Origin of the sequence: Streptomyces sp. NPDC000410, from assembly GCF_040300305.1 — a bacterium.
In the GTDB taxonomy this organism is placed as follows: Bacteria; Actinomycetota; Actinomycetes; order Streptomycetales; family Streptomycetaceae; genus Streptomyces.
Window position 1 is genome coordinate 128,512 of record NZ_JBEPDM010000009.1, and the last position, 17,926, is coordinate 146,437.

Consider the following 17,926-nt stretch of genomic DNA (forward strand, 5'->3'; position numbering starts at 1 on the left):
GGGTCCGGAAGCCAGGCCCCGGTCCTGCTCACCGTGCTGCGCGCCGGGCGCGCACCCGGGCGGCCGCCACCGCCCTGGAACGAATGATTCCGGCCGCTGCCGCGACCACGCAGGCCCTCTTGTCGCTCTCTCGTTTCCCCCGGAAAGTACCTGGCATGGCGATCGTTGTACTGCTGGGAACACTGGACACCAAGGGCGAGGAGTACGGCTGGCTGCGGGAACGCCTGCTGCTGCAGGGAGTCGAGGTGATCGTGGTCGACGCCGGTGTGATCGGCGAGCCACGGATCGGCGCGGACGTTCCGCGCGCCGATGTGGCCAGGGCGGCGCAGGCCGACCTGGCCCGGTTACGCGCGGAGGGGGACCGCGGCGCGGCCGTGACGACGATGGCCCGCGGTGCCGCCGAGACCGTCCTGCGGCTGCATCGGGAGGGCCGACTGCACGGGGTGCTTGCCATCGGCGGCAGCGGCGGGACGTCCATCGCGACCCGCGCGATGCGCGCGCTGCCGCTCGGCGTTCCGAAGGTGATGGTCTCCTCGATGGCTTCGGGCGACGTCTCGGCGTACGTCGGCTCCTCGGACATCACGATGATGTACAGCGTGGTGGACATCGCCGGGATCAACAGCGTGTCGGCCCCGATCCTGGCGAACGCCGCGGACGCCGCCGCCGGGATGGCAAAGGGCTTCGCGGCCGCGTCCCGGGCGTTGCGCCCGGCCGAACTCGCGGCGGGCGAAAGGCCGTTGGTGGCGGCGAGCATGGCGGGCGTGACGACGCCCGGCGTGGACGCGGCACGCGAGCGGCTGACCGAACTCGGCTATGAGGTGCTGGTGTTCCACGCCAGCGGTGCGGGCGGGCGCACGCTTGAGTCGATGGCCGAGCAGGGGCTGTTCGCGGGGGTCCTGGATCTGACGCTCAGTGAACTCGCCGACGATCTGTGCGGCGGCATCCTCTCCGCCGGGCCCGACCGGCTCAGTGCGGCGGGGCGCCGCGGTATTCCGCAGGTCGTGAGCCTGGGGGCGCTGGACATGGTGAAGTTCGGCCCCATCGACACCCTCCCGGCACGGCATCTGCGCGAGCGCGACGTACGGGTGCACAACCCGTCCATCACGGTCATCCGCACGACCGTGCGGGAGTGTGCGGAGCTCGGCACGCTCGTGGCCGCCAAGTTGCGGGACGCGAGCGGTCCGACGGCGGTGTGCGTACCGCTGCACGGTCTGTCCACGCTCGGAGCGCCGGACGGGCCGTACCACGATCCGGCCGCCGACGAGGCGCTGTTCGAAGCCGTACGGGAGGGGCTGCGGGGGAGCCCCGTGGACGTACTGGAATTCGGCACGCACATCAACGATCCGGCGTTCGGCCGCGCCGCGTCGGATCTGCTGCACCGGATGATCACAGAGGCGGGCGCCGCTCCCGCCGTGAGCGCGTAGTCGCGTAGTACCGCACCCTCCGCACGAGAAGGCCCCGACCTGGGTCGGGGCCTTGTGGGGTGCGGAGTGTGTCACCGCACGGAGTGTCACCGCAGAGGACCAGCGCCGGGGCCCGATCGCGCGCTCGCGCGCGTCCGACCCTGCTCCCCCATGCGGTCCATGGCGGTCATCGCCAGGCCGAGCAGCAGAGCCAAGGCGCCGACGATGACGTTGCTGACGATCGCCCGGGTCGTGGCGAAGTCGCCGGCCACGACCCACGGGGAGATGATCGTCCATGCACCGATGGCTATCGCGCACCAGGCCATGGCGTGGGTGCGCTCGTACGCCGTACCGAACCCGCCGCCCATGCACAGGACGTAGGCGACGCCGGTGATCAGGTTGCACACGGCCAGGTTGGTGAGGCCGATGGGGAAGCCGCTGAACCCGACGATCCACGGTGAGGCCGCCAGGTACAGGCCCGTGAGCAGGGCCAGTGTCTCGATCCCCTGAGCCCGGGGCGTGGTGGTCGCCCGTTCGAAGCGGGCGCGCATCTCGGCCAGGTCGGGGTGTTGCTCGATGCTCGGGTGGGTGGTCATCTGGGCGCCTCCTGTCGGAGCCTTTATCTGCCCTTTACTGCAATGTTGTCATGTAACCCGTTTCGCGCAATTCGCGGTGTGGAGGTGGGGGCGATGCGGGCGAGCCCGTTTCGTACGAAGGGTGAGGGACGGGAATCGACACAGCGTTCCCGGGGCCGGTGGCCGTGCCCGGCGGGCCGGCTCATCCGGGGGCCGGGGGCAGCGGCACCCACCCCGCAGCTCACCACCCCCGCCGTCCTCCCCCGTACTCGGGCCCCCGCAAGCGGGTCACCAGGGCGCGGCGGAGGGCGCGGTCCTCGGGGGTTTCCGTGGAGAGGTCGAGCTGGATCGTGTCGACGCCCGCCGCCCGCAGCAGGCCCACCCGCTCCGCGACGCTCTCCGGCGAGCCGACGTACGCCGCGGCGAGGGAGCGGCGGATGTAGGCCTCGACATCCGCCGGGGCGCCGCGTTCGCGGTCGCGGTCGAGTTGGACCGCGTCCGTCCAGCGGGGGCTGTCCGGGCCCGAGGTGAGGCGCAGGGCGTCGTGGGCGATGCGGCGGGCCCGAGCCGAGGCCTCCTCGTCGCTCGGAGCGAGGATGACCGTGATGTGCCGCCAGATCCGCAGCGTACGGCCGTGCGCCACGGCCGCCGACCGGATCGCGGCGATGCGCCGCCGCGTGTCGGGCAGCGGCAGCCGCGGGATGGCGTACACCTCGGCGTGGCGCACGGCGAGGTCGCTCCCCTCGGGCGAGGAGCCCCCGAAGGACAGCAGCTCGCCGCGCGGACGCGGGCGCAGTCCGCACACGGCGTCGCGGACGCGGTAGAACTCCCCCTCGTGGTCGAAGGGCCCCTCCTCGGTCAGGGCGCGGCGGAAGACCTCCAGGTACTCCTCCGCCCGCCGGTAGCGGTCCGCCTTGCCGAGCCCGTCACCGTCGCGCAGCACGTCGGCGTCGCTCGACCCGACGATGAGGTGCGCCGCGGCCCGGCCGCCGGAGAGGCGGTCCAGGGTGGCCAGGGAGCGCGCGGCGACGGTCGGGGCGGTGGTGCCGATGCGGTGGGCGACGGCGATCCGGAGGCGGCTCGTGGCGGCCAGCGCCCACGAGGCCACCAGCCAGGGGTCGGGCCAGGAACTCGACTGCGTCACCAGGGCACTGTCGAGGCCGTCCTCCTCGTTCTCCCGCGCGGTGCGGGCCACGTGGTCCGGGTCGGCGGTGCGCTCACGCGGGTCGGGGGCGAAGCGCAGGGCCTGGCGCTCCTCGGGCGTGCGGCCGGTGACGGGAGCGGCACGGACTCCGCCCCGTATGTCGAGTTCCATAAACGTCATGACTCCTGTCTCGGGTCGCTCCGCTATGCGGCGGGGCCCAGGCGGGCCAGCGTCTCCAGCACCTTGGCGCGGCTGACGAAGACCTCCGGTCGCAGCGAGACGTACAGCTGGATGGTGGTCACACCGGGCCGGTGGTAGCGCAGGATGCGCTCGCGGCACTCCTCGGGCGAGCCGCTGATGAACAGCCCCTCGACGACCTCGTCGGGCAGCGCCTTCTGGGCCCCTTCGTGATCGCCGGCGGCCCACCGCTGGTGCGACTCGCGCAGCGCCTCGCCGTGGCCGAGCCACTCGTGGAACTTGCGGTACGGCTCCCGGTTGAGGATCCACGCGAGGAAGGGCCGGGTGGCGCGGTGCGCGTAGTCGGTGTCCTCGGTGGGACACACGAACACCTTGACCACCAGCTCCTTGCCGGGCGGCTGGGGTCCCACCGCGTCCAGGATCTTCGGTACGTCGTCGGGGAAGAGCAGGTTGGTGACGGCCCCGTCCCCCTCGCCGAAGCCGAGCCGCAGCATGCCGGGGCGCAGAGCCCCGAGGATGACCTTCGCCGGCGGCGAGGGCGGATGCGGCAGCCGGTAGCCGGTGATGGAGAAGGTGTCGAAGTCACCGGCGACGTACTCGCCGCGTAGTGCGCGCGTGACGAAGCGCAGGACGTCCCTGGTGCGTTTGAAGGGTTCGTCGAACGGGATGCCGTTGATGTCGGTGACGTGCGCCGGTACCGACGAGCCGATCCCCAACAGCAGTATGCCCGGGGCGAGTTGGGCCAGCGTGGCGGCGGTCTGGGCGAGCACGGCCGGGCCGCGGGTGTGGACGGGAACGATGCCGGTGGCGATGCGCAGCGTCGGGGACCAGGCGGCGGTGGCGGCGAGCGGTGTGAAGGCGTCGGTGCCGCCGCCCTCCGCGCTCCACACGTCGGTGTAGCCGAGCTCCGGCAGCCGTTCGATGATGAAGCGGTGCTGGTCGATGGTGAGTCCGGGCAGCGGGAGGGTGATTCCCCAGTTGGGCCGGTGTGTCGTCATGACGCCATCCACACCGTCGTCAGGTCGAGGAACCAGGCGCGTGCTTGCCGACCGGGAGGTCTTTGGTCCAGCGGAACCGGACTCGGCCGATCTTTGGCAGGTTGACCACGCCCCACCGTCGATGCACGCGCTTGATGTTCAGATCTCGTCCCTGAGGGATGTCCACCGACATGAGGGACCGGAAACGGCCCTTGAAGTTCGGTGCGTCCGCCCGGCCGTCCCAGCAGTGCTTCCATGCCTGGAAGTACGTCTTCAGTACCGCCTGGGCGGGCTGCGCGGGGAGGATGGCGAGGAAATCGAGATCCTTACGGGCCTGGCGTATCGCGGCGTCCGCGTTCGCGAGCGTGCGCTCATCCTTCGGCATCATCTGCCACCAGGCGTGCAGCAGGTTCCACATGGTGCGGGCCGCGTGCGCCTGATCGTCAGCCGTCAACACCTCGGCAGGCGACAACGCAAGCCGGGCACGGTACCCGAACTGACGCTTGACCCTGGTGTCTTGACTCACAATCACAAGCGAATCATTCGGTTTATGTCACCACGGTGGAATCCCAATCCCGATGTGCGTACCGGCCGACACGTCGTCCACAACTTGCACGTCCACTTGGTTTTCGTCACCAAGTACCGGCGGGGCGCCTTCACCGACGCCATGCTGACAAGATGCGAAGAGATCATGCGGGAGGTGTGCGAGGACTTCGAGGCCGAGCTGAACCAGTTCAACGGCGAGCACGATCACGTGCACCTGCTGGTGAGCTATCCGCCGAAGGTCCAGCTCTCCAAGCTGGTCAACTCCCTCAAGGGCGTCTCCGCCCGGCTGCTGCGCAAGGAGTACGACACGCACGTCCGCCGGTACCTGTGGGGCGGGCGTTTCTGGTCCGGCTCGTACTTCGCCGGATCGTGCGCAGGGGCCCCGCCCGCCGCTGTACGTCAGTACATCGAGCAGCAGCAGCGCCCCGTAAGCTGAGGTCAACAGTACGGCCCCATGCGGACGTGCGGGTCAGAGCAGTTCCGGGATGCGCTTCACCCTGCCGATGGCCATCGCCCAGAACGCGGAGCGCCAGCCCGCCGTGCCCGCCAGCAGTCCGCCGAGCGGTACGCCGACGACCTGTCCGCAGGAGAACAACGCCATGCCGAGACCGAGCGCGCGGCCCCGTACCCGGTCCGACGAGGTCTCGGCGATATGGGCCCAGATCGCGGGTCCGGCCGCCGCCGCGGCCAGCCCGGCCACCGCCCGGGAGACCACCAGCAGGGTCGGCCGGTGGAGAGGGCGGCGGCGGCGTTCGACACCACGAACAGCACCGTCCCGGCGAGCAGGGCCCGGCGGCGGCCCAAGCGGTCGCCGAGCAGCCCCAGGAAGGGTGCGCTGATCGCGTACACGAGGACGTACGCGGTGACGCTGGACGCCGCGGCGGCCTCGCTGACGGCGATGTCGTCGGAAATGGTCGGCAGGAGGGGAGAGACGAGGAACGTCTCGGTCCCGAACAGGAACAACAGCGCGAACACGCCCGCATAGCGCAGCCGGTCGAAGCCTTCGCCGTGCCGGGTCTTGCCTGTCTCACTTGCGGGGGCGTCGGAGACGCTGCTCAAGCGGATCACCACCTTGTCGAGCGACGGTCGGTATGGACCGGGCCATCGTCGGCGGGCCGCGCGGCGCCAGCCAGACAGGCGTTCATCCTGTGATCCCGGCTCACAGGCTGGGGGGTGTCCGGTGGATCAGGCTGGATCAGCGAGCCCAGCATGATCCACCGGACGCCCCCTGGGGAGCCGGGGAAGTATTGCGGCGGCCCAGGCCCAGGGGTAGACCGGGGCCGCCGGGGGCCTCCGAGGGGTGGCGGAGTGCCCGAGGAACACCGTGGGGGTCGACGAGAGGAGGTGTCGAAGTCCCGGGTGGTTCACGTGCAGTAAATATATATACCGCGCAGTAGGCAAGTTGCATGAAAAATTTCATGCACGCTGTCAGCGCGATGGCACGCACCGTGTTCGAAGGACGTCCGGTGACATGCCGGAACGTCCCGGGAATCGGTGCCGGAGGAGGAACTCAGTACTCGAGGAAGAAGTCGTGCTGCTCGGCGGCCTGCTCGTACTTCTCCAGACGCAGCTGCGTGCGCTCGGGGTCGGCGTCGGCCATGGCCTGGAGGATGGCCGCCGACAGCACCCCCGGGGCGGCGTACGAGTCGAAGACGAGACGCGATCCGGTGCCGGCGGTGAACGCCACATCGGCCTCCTCCACCAGCGGCCCGAGGGTGAGGTCCGTGATCAGCGCGACGCGCAGGCCCGTACCGCGCGCGGCCCGGACCGCCGCCAGGGTCTCCTTGGCGTGTCTGGGCATGGCGAAGGCGAGCACCCAGGTGCCGCCCGCCTCCCGCGACTGCAGGAGCGCGTCGTTGGCGACGCTGCCGCCCCGGGACACCAGGCGTACGTCCGGATGGATGCGCCTCGCCGCGTACGCGAAGTACTCGGCCAGCGAGACGGAGATCCGCAGGCCGAGGATCGTCAGAGGTACCGACCTGGCCAGTTCCCGGCCGAGGTCGAGCAGCTGGTCGGTGTCGGCGAAGACGCGCCGCAGGCTCTCCAGGTTGTCGATCTCGGCGTCGACCGCCGCCTGGAGCTCGTTGCGGCGGTCCTGCTCCCTCGTCGTGTCGGGGGTGCCGGCGACGGCGCTGAGCGCGATGGGCTGGAGCGCCTCCCGCAGCGCGGGGAACCCGCTGAGGCCGAGCGAGGTCGCGAAGCGGGTCACCGACGGCTGGCTCACGCCCACCCGTTCGGCGAGGTCCGTGATCGACAGGAACGCGGCCTCGGTGAGGTGGTCGGTGATGTACTGCGCGATGCGCCGTTGCGCGGGCGACAGACGGTGGCCACCGAACAGGGCGCGGACCTGGTCCACGGGGGCCGGCCCGTCGTCCGCGTACCGCTTTCCCGGCGTGATCGCGGACGCCTGCGCGCGCGCCTGCTGATCTGATGGCACGGCGTGCCTCCTTCTCGTCCCCATCGTCCTCAACTTAGCCCACTCGCCGTTGTCCGGCGGGTCAGGTTCAGCCCGCTGCGGGGATCGAAGAGGTGCGTACCGGAGGTGTCCACCCACAGCTCGGCCCGGCTCCCCTGGCGGATCCTGGTCGCGGGGGCGATCCTGGCGACGATCTGTCCCGCCCCGCCACCCGTCCCGGTCGCTGCCCCGGTGCCTGTCCCGTCGAGGCCGGAGTCGGCGGCCAGTTCCCTCAGTTCCGGGGTGACGGCCGGCTCCCAGCCCTCCCCGGTGAGGTACGCGTAGACGTCCGAGCCGAGGGACTCCAGTACGTCCACGGTGGCGGTGAACCTCGTCCCCGCCGGGCCGGCGTCGACCAGGGCGCCGTCCTCGAACGCCTCGGGCCGCAGGCCCACGACGAGCTCCCGCGGCGCGTGCGCCCGCTCCAGACGGCGGCGGACCTCGTCGTCCAGCGGGAGGTCGCCGATCGCCGTGCGCAGCGTGTTCTCCTCCAGGGTGGCGCGCAGGAAGTTCATGGCGGGTGAGCCGATGAAGCCCGCGACGAAGAGATTGACCGGCTCGTCGTACAGGTGCTGAGGGGCCCCGGCCTGCTGGACGACGCCGCCGCGCAGCACGACCACCCGGTCCCCGAGCGTCATGGCCTCGGTCTGATCGTGGGTCACATAGACGGTGGTGGTGCCGAGGCGCTGCTGGAGCCGGGAGATCTCGGTGCGCATCTGGACGCGCAGCTTCGCGTCCAGATTGGACAGCGGCTCGTCCATCAGGAAGGCCTGGGGGCTGCGGACGATGGCGCGGCCCATCGCGACCCGCTGGCGCTGGCCGCCCGACAGGTTCGCGGGTTTGCGGTCGAGATGCGCGGTCAGGTCGAGGATGCGGGCGGCCTCCTCCACCTTGCTCCGGATGGTGGCCTTGTCGACCTTGGCGAGGCGCAGGGCGAAGCCCATGTTGTCCCGCACGCTCATGTGCGGGTAGAGGGCGTAGCTCTGGAAGACCATGGCGATGTCGCGGTCCTTGGGCGCCTTGTCGTTGACGACGCGACCGCCGATGCGCAGGGTCCCCTCGGTGATGTCCTCAAGTCCCGCGATCATGTTGAGTGTCGTCGACTTACCGCAGCCGGAGGGCCCGACGAGGATGACGAACTCCCCGTCGGCCACGGTGAGATCGACGTCCCGTACGGCCACGGAGCCGTCGGGGTACCTCTTGGTGATGCCTTCGAGCACGATCTCGGCCACGGGCCGGTCACCCTTTCCCTTCAGCCTTTGACGGCCCCGGAGGTCAGTCCGGCGACGATGCGCCGCTGGAACAGCAGGACGAAGACGACGATCGGCACGGTGATCACCATCGCGGCGGCGGCGATCGAGCCGGTCGGCTGCTGGAACTGGCTGCTGCCGGTGAAGAAGGCGATCGCGGCCGGGACCGTGCGCGCCGTTTCCGTCGAGGTCAGCGAGATCGCGAAGAGGAAGTCGTTCCAGCAGAAGATGAAGACGAGGATCGCGGTGGTGAACACGCCGGGCGCGGCCACCGGCGCGATCACCAGCCGGAACGCCTGGGCGGGGGTGGCCCCGTCGACCTTGGCCGCCTTTTCGAGGTCCCAGGGGATCTCCCGGAAGAAGGCCGAGAGCGTGTAGATCGCGAGCGGGAGCGAGAAGGTCATGTACGGGATGATCAGCCCCGGCCAGGTGTCGAAGAGGCCCAGCGCGCGTTCGATCTCGAACAGCGGGGAGACCAGGGAGATCGGCGGGAACATCGCGATGAGCAGGGACATCGCGATCAGCAGCCGTTTGCCGGGGAAGCGCAGCCGGGCGATGGCGTAGGCGGCCATGGTGCCGAGGACGACGGCGATGGCGGTGGCGATCAGGGCGATGCCGATCGAGTTGACGAGGGCCCGCGTGAATTCCGAGGTCCGGAAGATGCCCCGGTAGTTCTCCAGGGTCCATTCGGACGGGATGACGCTTCCGTCGTTCAGGGTGGCGGGGTCCTTGAAGGAGAGGGCGGCGATCCACCAGACCGGGAACAGGGCGTACCCGATGACCACGATGTTCGCGATCGTCCAGCCGGTGAGCCGTCTCCTGTCCCCCATCAGCGTCCCGCCTCCCGCGATCCGGGGGCCGCGGCCCCGAAGAGTCCGACGAAGGCGAAGGCGATCAGGCCGACGCAGAGGAAGATCAGTACCGAGACCGCCGATCCGATGCCGAGGTTGAGCGCGGTGAACAGGTTGTCGTAGCCGAGGATGGAGACCGAGCCGGTGCCGTGGGAGCCCGAGGTCAGGACGTAGACGCTGTCGAACACCCGGAAGGCGTCCAGGGTGCGGAAGAGCAGGGCCACCAGGATCGCGGGCTTCATGAGCGGCAGGGTGACCAGCGCGAACCGCTGCCAGGCGCCCGCCCCGTCCACCATCGCGGCGCGCAGGGTCTCCTCGGGCACCAGGGCGAGTCCGGCGAGCAGCAGCAGGGCCATGAAGGGCGTGGTCTTCCAGACCTCGGCGAGGATGATCAGACCGATGGCGGGCCACTTCTCGGTCAACGGGGCTTCGCCGGCCGGGAGGAGGGCGGCGAGGTAGCCGGTGCCGGGGGTCCAGGCGTACTGCCAGGAGAACGCGGCGACGACGGTGACGATGCCGTACGGGACGAGGACGGCGGTGCGTACGGTCCCCCTGGCGACGAGGGTGCGGTGCATCACCAGGGCCAGTGCCATGCCGAGGACGAGTTCGACGGCGACCGAGACGACGGTGATGAACACGGTCACCCAGAACGCCTCCCACCAGAACGGGGAGGACAGGACGGCGCCGTAGTTGCTCAGCCCCACGAACCGCGCCTCGGCCGGGAAGCGCAGGTCGTAGCGGTGCAGGGAGAGGTGGACGGCGTAGCCGAGCGGGTAGGCCGTCACGGCGAGCATGGCGAGGACGGCGGGTGCGCACAGTGCGAGGCCGAGTCTGCGCTCCTGGCGTGCGCCCGCGGAGAGCTTGGCCGGTCGGCTCATGGGATCAGCCCCTTGGACCGCAGGGCGTCCTCGGTCTGGCGGCCGATGGTGGCGACCGAGCGGCGCGGTTCGATGGCGGCGGGCGGGGAGAGGGTGTGGGAGATCACGATGGAGACGTTCTGGTACGCCGGGGTCTGGGGGCGGACGCTGGCGTTCTCCAGGGCGGCGAGGACGGTGTCGGCGAAGGGGTAGCTCTTCTTGAACTCGGGCTCGGAGTACAGCGCGCGCAGGGTGGGCGGCAGGCCGCCGTCGACGGCCGCGGTGATCTGGTTCTTCCGGTTGCGCAGGCAAAGGGCCGCCTCGAACGCCTGCTCAGGGCGCCGGGAGTGGGCGCCGATCGCGAGGTTGATGCCGCCGATGGTGGGTTTCGCGGCGCGGCGGGCGTCCACGCGGGGATACGGCGCCCAGCGGAAGTGCCGGAACAGCTCGGGGTTGTTCGACCGCATCGACGGATACACGAACGGATAGTTGAGTTCGAAGGCCGCCGTCCCGGACTCCATCGCCAGCCGGTTCTGATCCTCCATCTGGTTGGGCAGGGAGGGGTCGGCGGCGGGTGACACGGCCAGCTCGCGCATGACCGCGGCCGCCTCGACCGCGGGCGGTCCGAGCGCGGGGGCGGTGGCGGTGGCGTTGAGGACGGAGCCTCCCGCGCTCGCCACGAGCGTGTTGAACCAGACCGTCAGGCCCTCGTACTGCGCTCCCTGGATCTCGACGTGGTGGGGTTTCCCCCGCTCGGCCAGCTCGCGGGCCATGGCCAGCATCCGCTCCCAGGTGCGGGGCGGCTCGGGTACGAGATCGGCGCGGTACCACAGCAGCTGGACGTTGGTGTTGTACGGGACGGCGTACAGCGTCCCCCGCCAGGTCGCCGAGCGCAGCGGGACCTCCAGGGTTCCCACGCTGGCTCCGGCGCGGCTCGCGCCGGTCCACGGCAGGACCCACCCGGCTTCGGCGAACTCCGGGACCCAGGTGACGTCCAGGCCCATGATGTCGATCGCGTCGTCCCCGGCGGCCAGCCGGCGCACCAGCTGCTGGCGCTGGCCGTCCGCGGTGCGCGGCAGCTTGTTGTAGACGATCCGGTAGCGCCCGCCGGAGGCGCGGGTGCAGCTGCTCGCGGCGCTCGCCAGCGCTCCCGAGTCATCCGGGAAGTTGTACCAGTTGAGCACGGTGGGGCCGGTGCGCTCGGACCCGCACGAGGTCAGCAGCGCCGCCAGCAGGGGCAGCACGGCGAGGCACCGCGAGTACGTACGCATCACGTCGACCGTAGCCGCGGGGGCCGCGCGGGCGGCCGCGACGGGGCGGCGGCATCGCGGCACGGCCACCCGAACGGCCGGGGGTCGGCTCACACGAACGCGCAAGGAGAGACGCAAGGGGACGATGCACGCGGAATAGGCCATTGCCGGTGAGCCCTGAGTGACGTCGCACGCACGCTCGGCGACGGGCCGCGGCAGAGGGCCCACCCGGCCGCCATCCGGCGCATATGCCGGAACCGGCGTGCGGACGGGGGCCGTTCGGCACCCGGGCCGGGCCCGTCTGTTTCGCGCCGGGGCGCGGTCCGCGGGGACACAACGGGGCAGACGCGGCGCCCGGCGGTCTCCTAACCTCCGGGGCCATGCGCATCACACACCTGAGACGTTTCGGCCTGTCCGCGATACTCGCCTCCGCGCTGGTCTGCTTCGGCATGACGCAGCCGGCCGCGGCCGAGACCCCCGATCTGAGCTTCACCGTCGACCAGGCCACCTCGGCCCCCGGCTCGACGGTCTCGCTGACGATGACCCTCACCAACAACCAGGCCACGGACGTCTGGTTCGTGTACCAGTCGGTCCAGCCGACGTGGCCCACGACGCAGCGCAAGGACCTCAAGTACAGCTTCGTCTCGTGCACTTCCGAGGGCGCTTCCTGCACGGGCACGGGCACCACGGGGCTCGGCGTGAACTACGAGATCCCGCTCGCCCCGGGAGCCAGCCGCACGGTCACCCTGACGTACCAGATCGCCGCCGACTCCGGCTGCAACGGCAACATCGGCTTCTACTCGTACCTCTACTACGAGTACAACAACGGCCAGAACGTGAAGGACGGCATCTACAACACCCCGGAGACCAGGGTGACCTGCCCGGCCCCGGCCCCGGCCCTCTAGCCGGCCACCGGACCGGCGGTGGTGGACCCCACCGCCGCCGGACTGGCCGAAAATCGCGGCCGCCCGGTCCCGCAGCTTGTCCGAACCACTGATGACCGCAAGCGTTTACCCTCCGTACCCGCACGGTCTCACCTCGTACGGAGAACCGGTGGCCCCGTCCGGCCCCATCCCGACACGTACGCTTTTCCGTCAATTTTCACGGTAGGCACACAGAAACCACACGCAGACAGCACTATGTGACGGGTAAGGGCACAACAGCGCGGCGCTCCACGCGAGCGGCCGCGCCGTTGCGCTGGGGGGGTTATGGGGAGGGACTTCACCGCATGAAGCGGACCCGCGCGAAGCGGAGCTCACGTACGACCGCACTCACCGTCGGAGCGCTCATCGTCGCCCTCGGCATACCGACGGCGGTCGCGGCGCCGGTGCGGGCCGAGGACCAGACGCCCCGCGTCGAGCTGCGGGTGCTGGTGGTGTCCGACGGCGGCCCCGCCACGGACGCCATCGCCGCCGAACTCGACGGCGCGGGCACGCCGTACACCGTCGTGGACCTCGGCGCCCCGGGCCGCCCGGTGATCGACGCGACGTTCCTCGCCGACACGGTCGACGGCCGGCCGCGCGCCAAGTTCCAGGCCGTCGTCCTGCCGAACGACGATCCGTTCCCGGCGGGCTCGCCGGAGATGGCCGCCCTCGTCTCGTACGAGAAGACGTACGCGATCCCGCAGGTCGACGCGTACACGTACGCCAGGCCGCAGGCCGGGCTCGAGTACCCGCTCACCGGTTACTCCGGACCCCTGGACGGCATCACCGCCCAGGTGACGGCGGCGGGCAAGGCCGGGCCGTTCGGCTACCTCGACAACGCGTTCACCTTCGAGAACAACGACCCGGCCGTGAACGAGAGCTGGGCCTTCCTGTCCCGCCCGCGAGCGGGCGCGGACTTCACGACGTACGTCGAGGCGCCGGCGCCCGGCACGACGACCAAGGGCTCGCTCGTCGGCGAGTACCGGCACGACGGGCGCCGCGAGCTCGTGGTGACCTTCGTGTACAACCAGCACCAGCGGCAGTTCAGGCTGCTCGCGCGCGGCATCGTCGACTGGATGACGCAGGGGGTGCGCCTCGGCTCCTCGCGCAACTACTTCTCCGTCCACGTCGACGACGTGTTCGCCGCCGACGACCGCTGGGACACCGCGCTCAACTGCACCCCCGGTGACGTGGACTGCCAGCCGGGCCAGGGCACGCCGAACCCGATCAGGATGACGCCCGCCGACGTCCGCACCGCCGCAGAGTGGTCCCGCGCCCGCAGGTTCACCCTGGACTTCGCGTACAACGGCGGCGGCAGCGTCGAGCACCGGGAGGACAACGGCGGGGCCGACCCCGCGGCGGACCAGCTGATCGCCGACCGCGACGCGTTCCGCTGGATCAACCACACCTACGACCACCCCTACCTGGGCTGCGAGCAGGACGTCAGCGTCGTCCCGTGGAAGTGCGCCACCGACGCCGGCGGCGCTACGCGCTACGTCGGCCGGGCCGAGATCTCCCGGCAGATCGCCGAGAACCGGCAGTGGGCGGAGCGCGCGGGACTGCCCCTGGAGAACGGTGAGCTGGTCACCGGCGAACACTCCGGCCTGAAACTGCTCCCGCAGCAGCCCGAGGACAACCCGAACCTCGCCCCGGCGCTCGCAGACAACGGCATCACCTGGCTCGGCTCCGACAACTCCCGCGATCCGGTGCAGCGTCGGGTCGGATCCGCGCTGACGGTGTCCCGCTACCCGATGAACGTGTTCTACAACGTGGGCCGGGAGGCGGAGCAGGTCGACGAGTACAACTGGATCTACACCCGCCGGGCCCAGGGCGGCAGCGGCATCTGCGAGGACCTGTCGACGACGACCACGTGTCTCGACGCCCCGCTGGACCCGGCGACCGGCTACACGGACTACATCGTGCCGCTGGAGACCCGGATCGCGATGGGCCACGTGCTGGCCAACGACCCCCGGCCGCACTTCATCCACCAGTCGAACCTGGCCGAGGACCAGATCGCCTACCCGGTCCTGGACGCGATCCTCAACCAGTACGCCACTCTCTACGCGGACAACACCCCCCTGGTGAACCTCCGGATGAAGGACATCGGCGCGGAACTGCGCGAACGCGCCGCCTGGAACGCCGCGGTGAAGTCCGGCCAGGTCACCGCCCACCGGATCGGCGACTCCGTGACCGTCACGGCCCCGGAGGGCATCGCGGTGAACGCCACCATGCCCACCGGGACGACGCACGGTACCGACGCCTTCGGGCAGCCGTACGCGGGCACGGTCTCGGGCCGGGTCTCCCCGGCAGCCGGGCAGAACGGCGTGACGCTGGACCTGCCGTCCGCCCCGGCGGCCGGGGCGGGCGGAACGGTCTCCACGACGGCGGACACCGGCGCGCGAGGCGCGGCCGCGCCGGGCGCCCCCGTGCCCGCCGGGGTCGTGACGCCGGTGCTGCCCGGCGCCGCCCAGCGGCGCTGATCCAGGCCGCGCACCAGCTCATCGCGAGGACGCGGGTTCCGTACGCCGGCAGGCGTACGGAACCCGTCGCTCCCCTCCACACCCTTTCTGCCGTGGAGCCCATCCATGCACGTTCAGTACCGCGCGCCGCGCAGTGGCGCCGCACGGGTCACCCTGCTCACCGAAGGCACCTACCCGCACAGTCACGGCGGGGTGAGTGTCTGGTGCGACCAGCTGGTGACCGGGATGCCCGATATCGATTTCGACGTCATCGCGGTGACCGGGACCGGGCGTGAGTCCGTGGTCTGGGAGCTGCCGCCCCATGTGGCCGAGCCCGTCTCGGTGCCCATGTGGGGTCCCGCTCCCGCCGGTTCACCGCCGCGCGGGCGGCGGGAGCGGCGGCTGATGGCCGCGTACGAACGGTTCCTGACCGCCCTGCTCGACCCGGCCGCCGAGGACGGCTTCGGCCCCGCGCTGTACGAGATGGCCCGCGCGGCGCGGGACGGGACGCTGAGCCCGGCCCTGCGCGGCGACCGCGCGCTGCGGGTGCTGACCGCCGTGTGGAACCGGCCCGGTCTCGAGGTACGCGAGGCCAGGCCCAGCCTGCACGACGCGGTCACCGCGACCGGGCTGCTGGAGCACGCCCTGCGCCCGCTCGCCGCCCGCCCGCCCGAGCAGGGCGTGGCGCACGCGGTCAGCGGGGGCGTCGCCGTGCTGCCGGGTCTCGCCGCGCTCGAACTCCACGGCGTGCCCCTGCTGTTGACCGAGCACGGGGTCTATCTGCGCGAGCGCTACCTCGGCTACCGGACGGCCCCCTACCGCTGGCCGGTGAAGGCGGTGCTGCTCGGCTTCTTCCGGCTGCTCGCGGAGGAGACGTACCGCCGCGCGGCGCTGATCACCCCCGGCAACCGCTACAACCGGCTGTGGGAGGAACAGGGCGGCGCCGACCCCCGCCTGATCAGGACGGTCTACAACGGCGTCGACCCGGCGGCCTTCCCGCCCGCCGGTCCTGAGCCGGCAGCCCCCACCCTCAGCTGGGCGGGCCGGGTCGACCCGATCAAGGACCTGGAGACCCTGATACGGGCGTTCGCGCAGGTCCGCGCCCAAGTCCCGGGGGCCTCGCTGCGGTTGTTCGGCGGGACTCCGCGCGGCGGCGAGGCCTATCGCGAGCGCTGCGAGGAGCTCGCCGCGTCCCTCGGCCACGGTGACGCGGTCACCTTCGAGGGGCGGGTCGACGACATCAGGGACGCGTACGCGGCGGGCAACGTCGTGATGCTCTCCAGCATCAGCGAGGGCTTCCCGTTCACCCTGATCGAGGCGATGTCGTGCGGCCGGGCCACCGTCTCCACCGATGTGGGAGGGGTGCGGGAGGCGGTCGGCGGGACCGGACTCGTCGTACCACCGCGCGATCCGGGCGCCATGGCCGCGGCCGCGCTGGAGCTGCTCGCCGATCCGCCGCGCCGCGCGGCCATGGGCGAGGCGGCCCGGCTGCGCGTGATCGAACAGTTCACGCTCCGTCAGACCGTCGACACCTTCCGGGCCATCTACCTCGAACTGTCCGTCCGCGGCGGCTCCCCGCTCGACGGCCCGCTCAGCCCGGACCTCGCGGGCGATACGGCCCTGAGGAGCGTGGCGGGATGAGCGGCCCCCTGCCCCTCGCACCCGACGGCGGCCAGGGCGACACGCTGGCCCTGCGGCTGGCCGCCGACGCCACGCTCGCCCTGCGCGTGCCGCCGGCGGCCGACGATCCGGTGGACCGGCTCGCCGCCGAGCTCGCCGACCGGATAGGCCCCGCGGTGCACGCGTACGAGGTGGCCGCGCTGCTGGAGTCGGAGGGACTGACCGGTGAGCAGATCCAGGAGCGCTACGGCCACCGGGACCTCTTCTCCCTCGCCGCCGACCTGTACCGGCGGGTGCCGCGCAGCTTCCCCGAGCCGCCGCCGGCGGCCGATCCCTGGGCGCCCGACCATGTCCGGTGCGCGCTGCGCGGGGCGCTGTTCGCCCTGCCGGGGCTGGCGTATCTGCTGACCGGGCGGCTGTGGCACAGCGAGCAGGGCGTGTACGCGCTGGTCGCGGCAGGGCTGCTGTCCTGGGCGTGGGGGCAGGGCCTGAGCCACCGCGCGTATCTGCGGCTGGCGGCGGGGCGCCGGGAGGCGGGCCGGACGCTGCTCGTCGGCGCGGCGGCCGGTGCCCTGCTCGCCTCGGCGGCCGGGGTGGCCATGGCGGGGGCCGGGCCGGCGGCGCTGTTCGCCGTCGGACAGTCGCTGTACCTCGCGGCGGCCGGGGTGCTGCTGGTGTGCGGGAGGGAACGCGTGCTGCTCGCCACCCTCACGCCCCTGCTCGCGGGTGCGGCGGTGCTGCCCTGGTGGGACCCTGGGGTGGTGCTGCGGATCGGGCTGCCAACGCTGACGGTGCTGATGTCCGCCGCGGCGGCGGGACACGCGATCCGGGGCATGCTCGGGGCCGACGCCGCACCGGGCGCTGCACGGCCACGGTTCCGCGACTCGCTGCCGTACGGGCTGTTCGGCCTGGGCGCGGGCGTCCTGGTCGTGTTCGTGGGCCGGGAGCAGCCGCTCGCCGTCATCGCGCTGACCCTCAGCATGGGCCCGGCGGAGTGGCTGCTGTACCGCTACCGGGGTCTGTCGGTGGCGGGGCTGCGGGCGACCGCGACCGGGGCCGCCTTCCGGCTGCGGTCCGCGCGCACCCTGGCGATCTGCCTGGGCGCGTACCTCCTGCCGCTCGTACCGGCGGCGCTGCTGACCGGGGCACGGCCCGCCCCGCTCCTGACCGTCGCGGGTCTGCTGTGGACCGCCCTGCTGCTCCAGGCGTTCGGCATCGCCTGGCCCCCGGCCACGGTGACGCTCGCCGCGGCGGCGGGCGTGGGCACGGCGGCCCTCCTGGGCGGCGGTCCGCCACCCGCACTGGCGCTGCTGCTGTGTTGCGGTGCCGCTGCCGGGCTTCTCGTCGTCGGTGTGCTGTGGCTGCTCGGCCGCCCTACCGCACACGCCTGATCACCCCCTGATCACACACCTTCTTTG

The 17,926-nt window shown here is 71.7% G+C and carries 16 protein-coding genes and 1 pseudogene; 6 read left to right on the forward strand and 11 right to left on the reverse strand.

Features of this window, described 5'->3' with window-relative positions:
- The first annotated feature begins 155 nt into the window (after window positions 1–155).
- The gene (locus ABT342_RS13910) at window positions 156–1,424 is read left to right on the forward strand and encodes a Tm-1-like ATP-binding domain-containing protein (RefSeq protein WP_351571914.1); all 1,269 of its coding nucleotides are present in this window, start codon (window positions 156–158) and stop codon (window positions 1,422–1,424) included.
- An 86-nt stretch (window positions 1,425–1,510) separates the two neighbouring features.
- Here the strand turns inward: ABT342_RS13910 and ABT342_RS13915 are convergent, their stop codons facing one another.
- From ABT342_RS13915 to ABT342_RS13930, 4 genes are all read right to left on the reverse strand, one after another.
- Window positions 1,511–1,999 carry an SPW repeat protein gene (locus tag ABT342_RS13915; protein ID WP_351571917.1) on the reverse strand — a complete coding sequence of 163 codons (489 nt, stop codon included), beginning with the start codon at window positions 1,997–1,999 and terminating at the stop codon, window positions 1,511–1,513.
- Between the two features lie 220 nt (window positions 2,000–2,219).
- Window positions 2,220–3,302: an LLM class flavin-dependent oxidoreductase gene (locus ABT342_RS13920; protein ID WP_351571920.1), complete on the reverse strand. Its 1,083-nt coding sequence runs from the start codon at window positions 3,300–3,302 to the stop codon at window positions 2,220–2,222.
- A 23-nt stretch (window positions 3,303–3,325) separates the two neighbouring features.
- Window positions 3,326–4,318, reverse strand: coding sequence for an LLM class F420-dependent oxidoreductase (locus ABT342_RS13925; RefSeq protein WP_351571922.1), 993 nt, complete (start codon window positions 4,316–4,318; stop codon window positions 3,326–3,328).
- A gap of 19 nt (window positions 4,319–4,337) precedes the next feature.
- Window positions 4,338–4,751, reverse strand: a complete 414-nt coding sequence (locus ABT342_RS13930) for a hypothetical protein (protein WP_502965528.1) — start codon at window positions 4,749–4,751, stop codon at window positions 4,338–4,340.
- A gap of 96 nt (window positions 4,752–4,847) precedes the next feature.
- Between ABT342_RS13930 and tnpA the strand changes: the two genes are divergently transcribed.
- A complete protein-coding gene (tnpA, locus tag ABT342_RS13935) occupies window positions 4,848–5,279 on the forward strand; it encodes an IS200/IS605 family transposase (protein ID WP_351571924.1) in 432 nt (143 codons plus the stop codon).
- Window positions 5,280–5,312: 33 nt separating this feature from the next.
- Here tnpA and ABT342_RS13940 read toward each other — a convergent pair whose 3' ends face one another.
- From ABT342_RS13940 to ABT342_RS13970, 7 genes and pseudogenes are all read right to left on the reverse strand, one after another.
- The gene (locus tag ABT342_RS13940; RefSeq protein ID WP_351571926.1) at window positions 5,313–5,558 is read right to left on the reverse strand and encodes an MFS transporter; all 246 of its coding nucleotides are present in this window, start codon (window positions 5,556–5,558) and stop codon (window positions 5,313–5,315) included.
- Window positions 5,559–5,617: 59 nt separating this feature from the next.
- Window positions 5,618–5,914 (reverse strand): annotated as a pseudogene (locus ABT342_RS13945) (MFS transporter); the annotation flags it as partial.
- A gap of 439 nt (window positions 5,915–6,353) precedes the next feature.
- A complete protein-coding gene (locus ABT342_RS13950) occupies window positions 6,354–7,280 on the reverse strand; it encodes a MurR/RpiR family transcriptional regulator (protein ID WP_351571929.1) in 927 nt (308 codons plus the stop codon).
- 29 nt (window positions 7,281–7,309) lie between these two features.
- Complete coding sequence (locus ABT342_RS13955; RefSeq protein WP_351571932.1) at window positions 7,310–8,530, reverse strand: ABC transporter ATP-binding protein; 1,221 nt, start codon at window positions 8,528–8,530, stop codon at window positions 7,310–7,312.
- A gap of 20 nt (window positions 8,531–8,550) precedes the next feature.
- Window positions 8,551–9,378: a carbohydrate ABC transporter permease gene (locus ABT342_RS13960; protein ID WP_351571935.1), complete on the reverse strand. Its 828-nt coding sequence runs from the start codon at window positions 9,376–9,378 to the stop codon at window positions 8,551–8,553.
- Window positions 9,378–10,277, reverse strand: a complete 900-nt coding sequence (locus tag ABT342_RS13965) for a carbohydrate ABC transporter permease (RefSeq protein WP_351571938.1) — start codon at window positions 10,275–10,277, stop codon at window positions 9,378–9,380. Before ABT342_RS13965 ends, ABT342_RS13960 begins: the two co-directional genes overlap by 1 nt.
- Window positions 10,274–11,527: an ABC transporter substrate-binding protein gene (locus tag ABT342_RS13970; RefSeq protein WP_351571941.1), complete on the reverse strand. Its 1,254-nt coding sequence runs from the start codon at window positions 11,525–11,527 to the stop codon at window positions 10,274–10,276. The genes ABT342_RS13965 and ABT342_RS13970 overlap by 4 nt, the downstream gene beginning before the upstream one ends.
- Before the next feature lie 359 nt (window positions 11,528–11,886).
- Here ABT342_RS13970 and ABT342_RS13975 point away from each other — a divergent pair, with 359 nt between their 5' ends.
- From ABT342_RS13975 to ABT342_RS13990, 4 genes are all read left to right on the forward strand, one after another.
- Window positions 11,887–12,411 carry a hypothetical protein gene (locus ABT342_RS13975; RefSeq protein ID WP_351571944.1) on the forward strand — a complete coding sequence of 175 codons (525 nt, stop codon included), beginning with the start codon at window positions 11,887–11,889 and terminating at the stop codon, window positions 12,409–12,411.
- Window positions 12,412–12,734: 323 nt separating this feature from the next.
- On the forward strand, window positions 12,735–14,909 hold the full coding sequence (locus ABT342_RS13980; RefSeq protein WP_351571947.1) for a hypothetical protein: 2,175 nt from the start codon (window positions 12,735–12,737) through the stop codon (window positions 14,907–14,909).
- Window positions 14,910–15,014: 105 nt separating this feature from the next.
- Window positions 15,015–16,529, forward strand: a complete 1,515-nt coding sequence (pelF, locus tag ABT342_RS13985; protein WP_351571950.1) for a GT4 family glycosyltransferase PelF — start codon at window positions 15,015–15,017, stop codon at window positions 16,527–16,529.
- Complete coding sequence (locus ABT342_RS13990; protein ID WP_351571953.1) at window positions 16,526–17,899, forward strand: hypothetical protein; 1,374 nt, start codon at window positions 16,526–16,528, stop codon at window positions 17,897–17,899. Before pelF ends, ABT342_RS13990 begins: the two co-directional genes overlap by 4 nt.
- Window positions 17,900–17,926 lie beyond the last annotated feature (27 nt).

What these genes read in the sequence shown, in the direction of transcription:
- ABT342_RS13920 (WP_351571920.1), bottom strand. Translation starts at nt 3,302, where the DNA reads ATGACGTTTATGGAACTCGACATACGGGGCGGAGTCCGTGCCGCTCCC.
- ABT342_RS13965 (WP_351571938.1), bottom strand. Translation starts at nt 10,277, where the DNA reads ATGAGCCGACCGGCCAAGCTCTCCGCGGGCGCACGCCAGGAGCGCAGA.
- tnpA (WP_351571924.1), top strand. Translation starts at nt 4,848, where the DNA reads ATGTCACCACGGTGGAATCCCAATCCCGATGTGCGTACCGGCCGACAC.
- ABT342_RS13960 (WP_351571935.1), bottom strand. Translation starts at nt 9,378, where the DNA reads ATGGGGGACAGGAGACGGCTCACCGGCTGGACGATCGCGAACATCGTG.
- ABT342_RS13915 (WP_351571917.1), bottom strand. Translation starts at nt 1,999, where the DNA reads ATGACCACCCACCCGAGCATCGAGCAACACCCCGACCTGGCCGAGATG.
- ABT342_RS13925 (WP_351571922.1), bottom strand. Translation starts at nt 4,318, where the DNA reads ATGACGACACACCGGCCCAACTGGGGAATCACCCTCCCGCTGCCCGGA.
- ABT342_RS13910 (WP_351571914.1), top strand. Translation starts at nt 156, where the DNA reads ATGGCGATCGTTGTACTGCTGGGAACACTGGACACCAAGGGCGAGGAG.
- pelF (WP_351571950.1), top strand. Translation starts at nt 15,015, where the DNA reads ATGCACGTTCAGTACCGCGCGCCGCGCAGTGGCGCCGCACGGGTCACC.
- ABT342_RS13990 (WP_351571953.1), top strand. Translation starts at nt 16,526, where the DNA reads ATGAGCGGCCCCCTGCCCCTCGCACCCGACGGCGGCCAGGGCGACACG.
- ABT342_RS13980 (WP_351571947.1), top strand. Translation starts at nt 12,735, where the DNA reads ATGAAGCGGACCCGCGCGAAGCGGAGCTCACGTACGACCGCACTCACC.
- ABT342_RS13970 (WP_351571941.1), bottom strand. Translation starts at nt 11,527, where the DNA reads ATGCGTACGTACTCGCGGTGCCTCGCCGTGCTGCCCCTGCTGGCGGCG.
- ABT342_RS13975 (WP_351571944.1), top strand. Translation starts at nt 11,887, where the DNA reads ATGCGCATCACACACCTGAGACGTTTCGGCCTGTCCGCGATACTCGCC.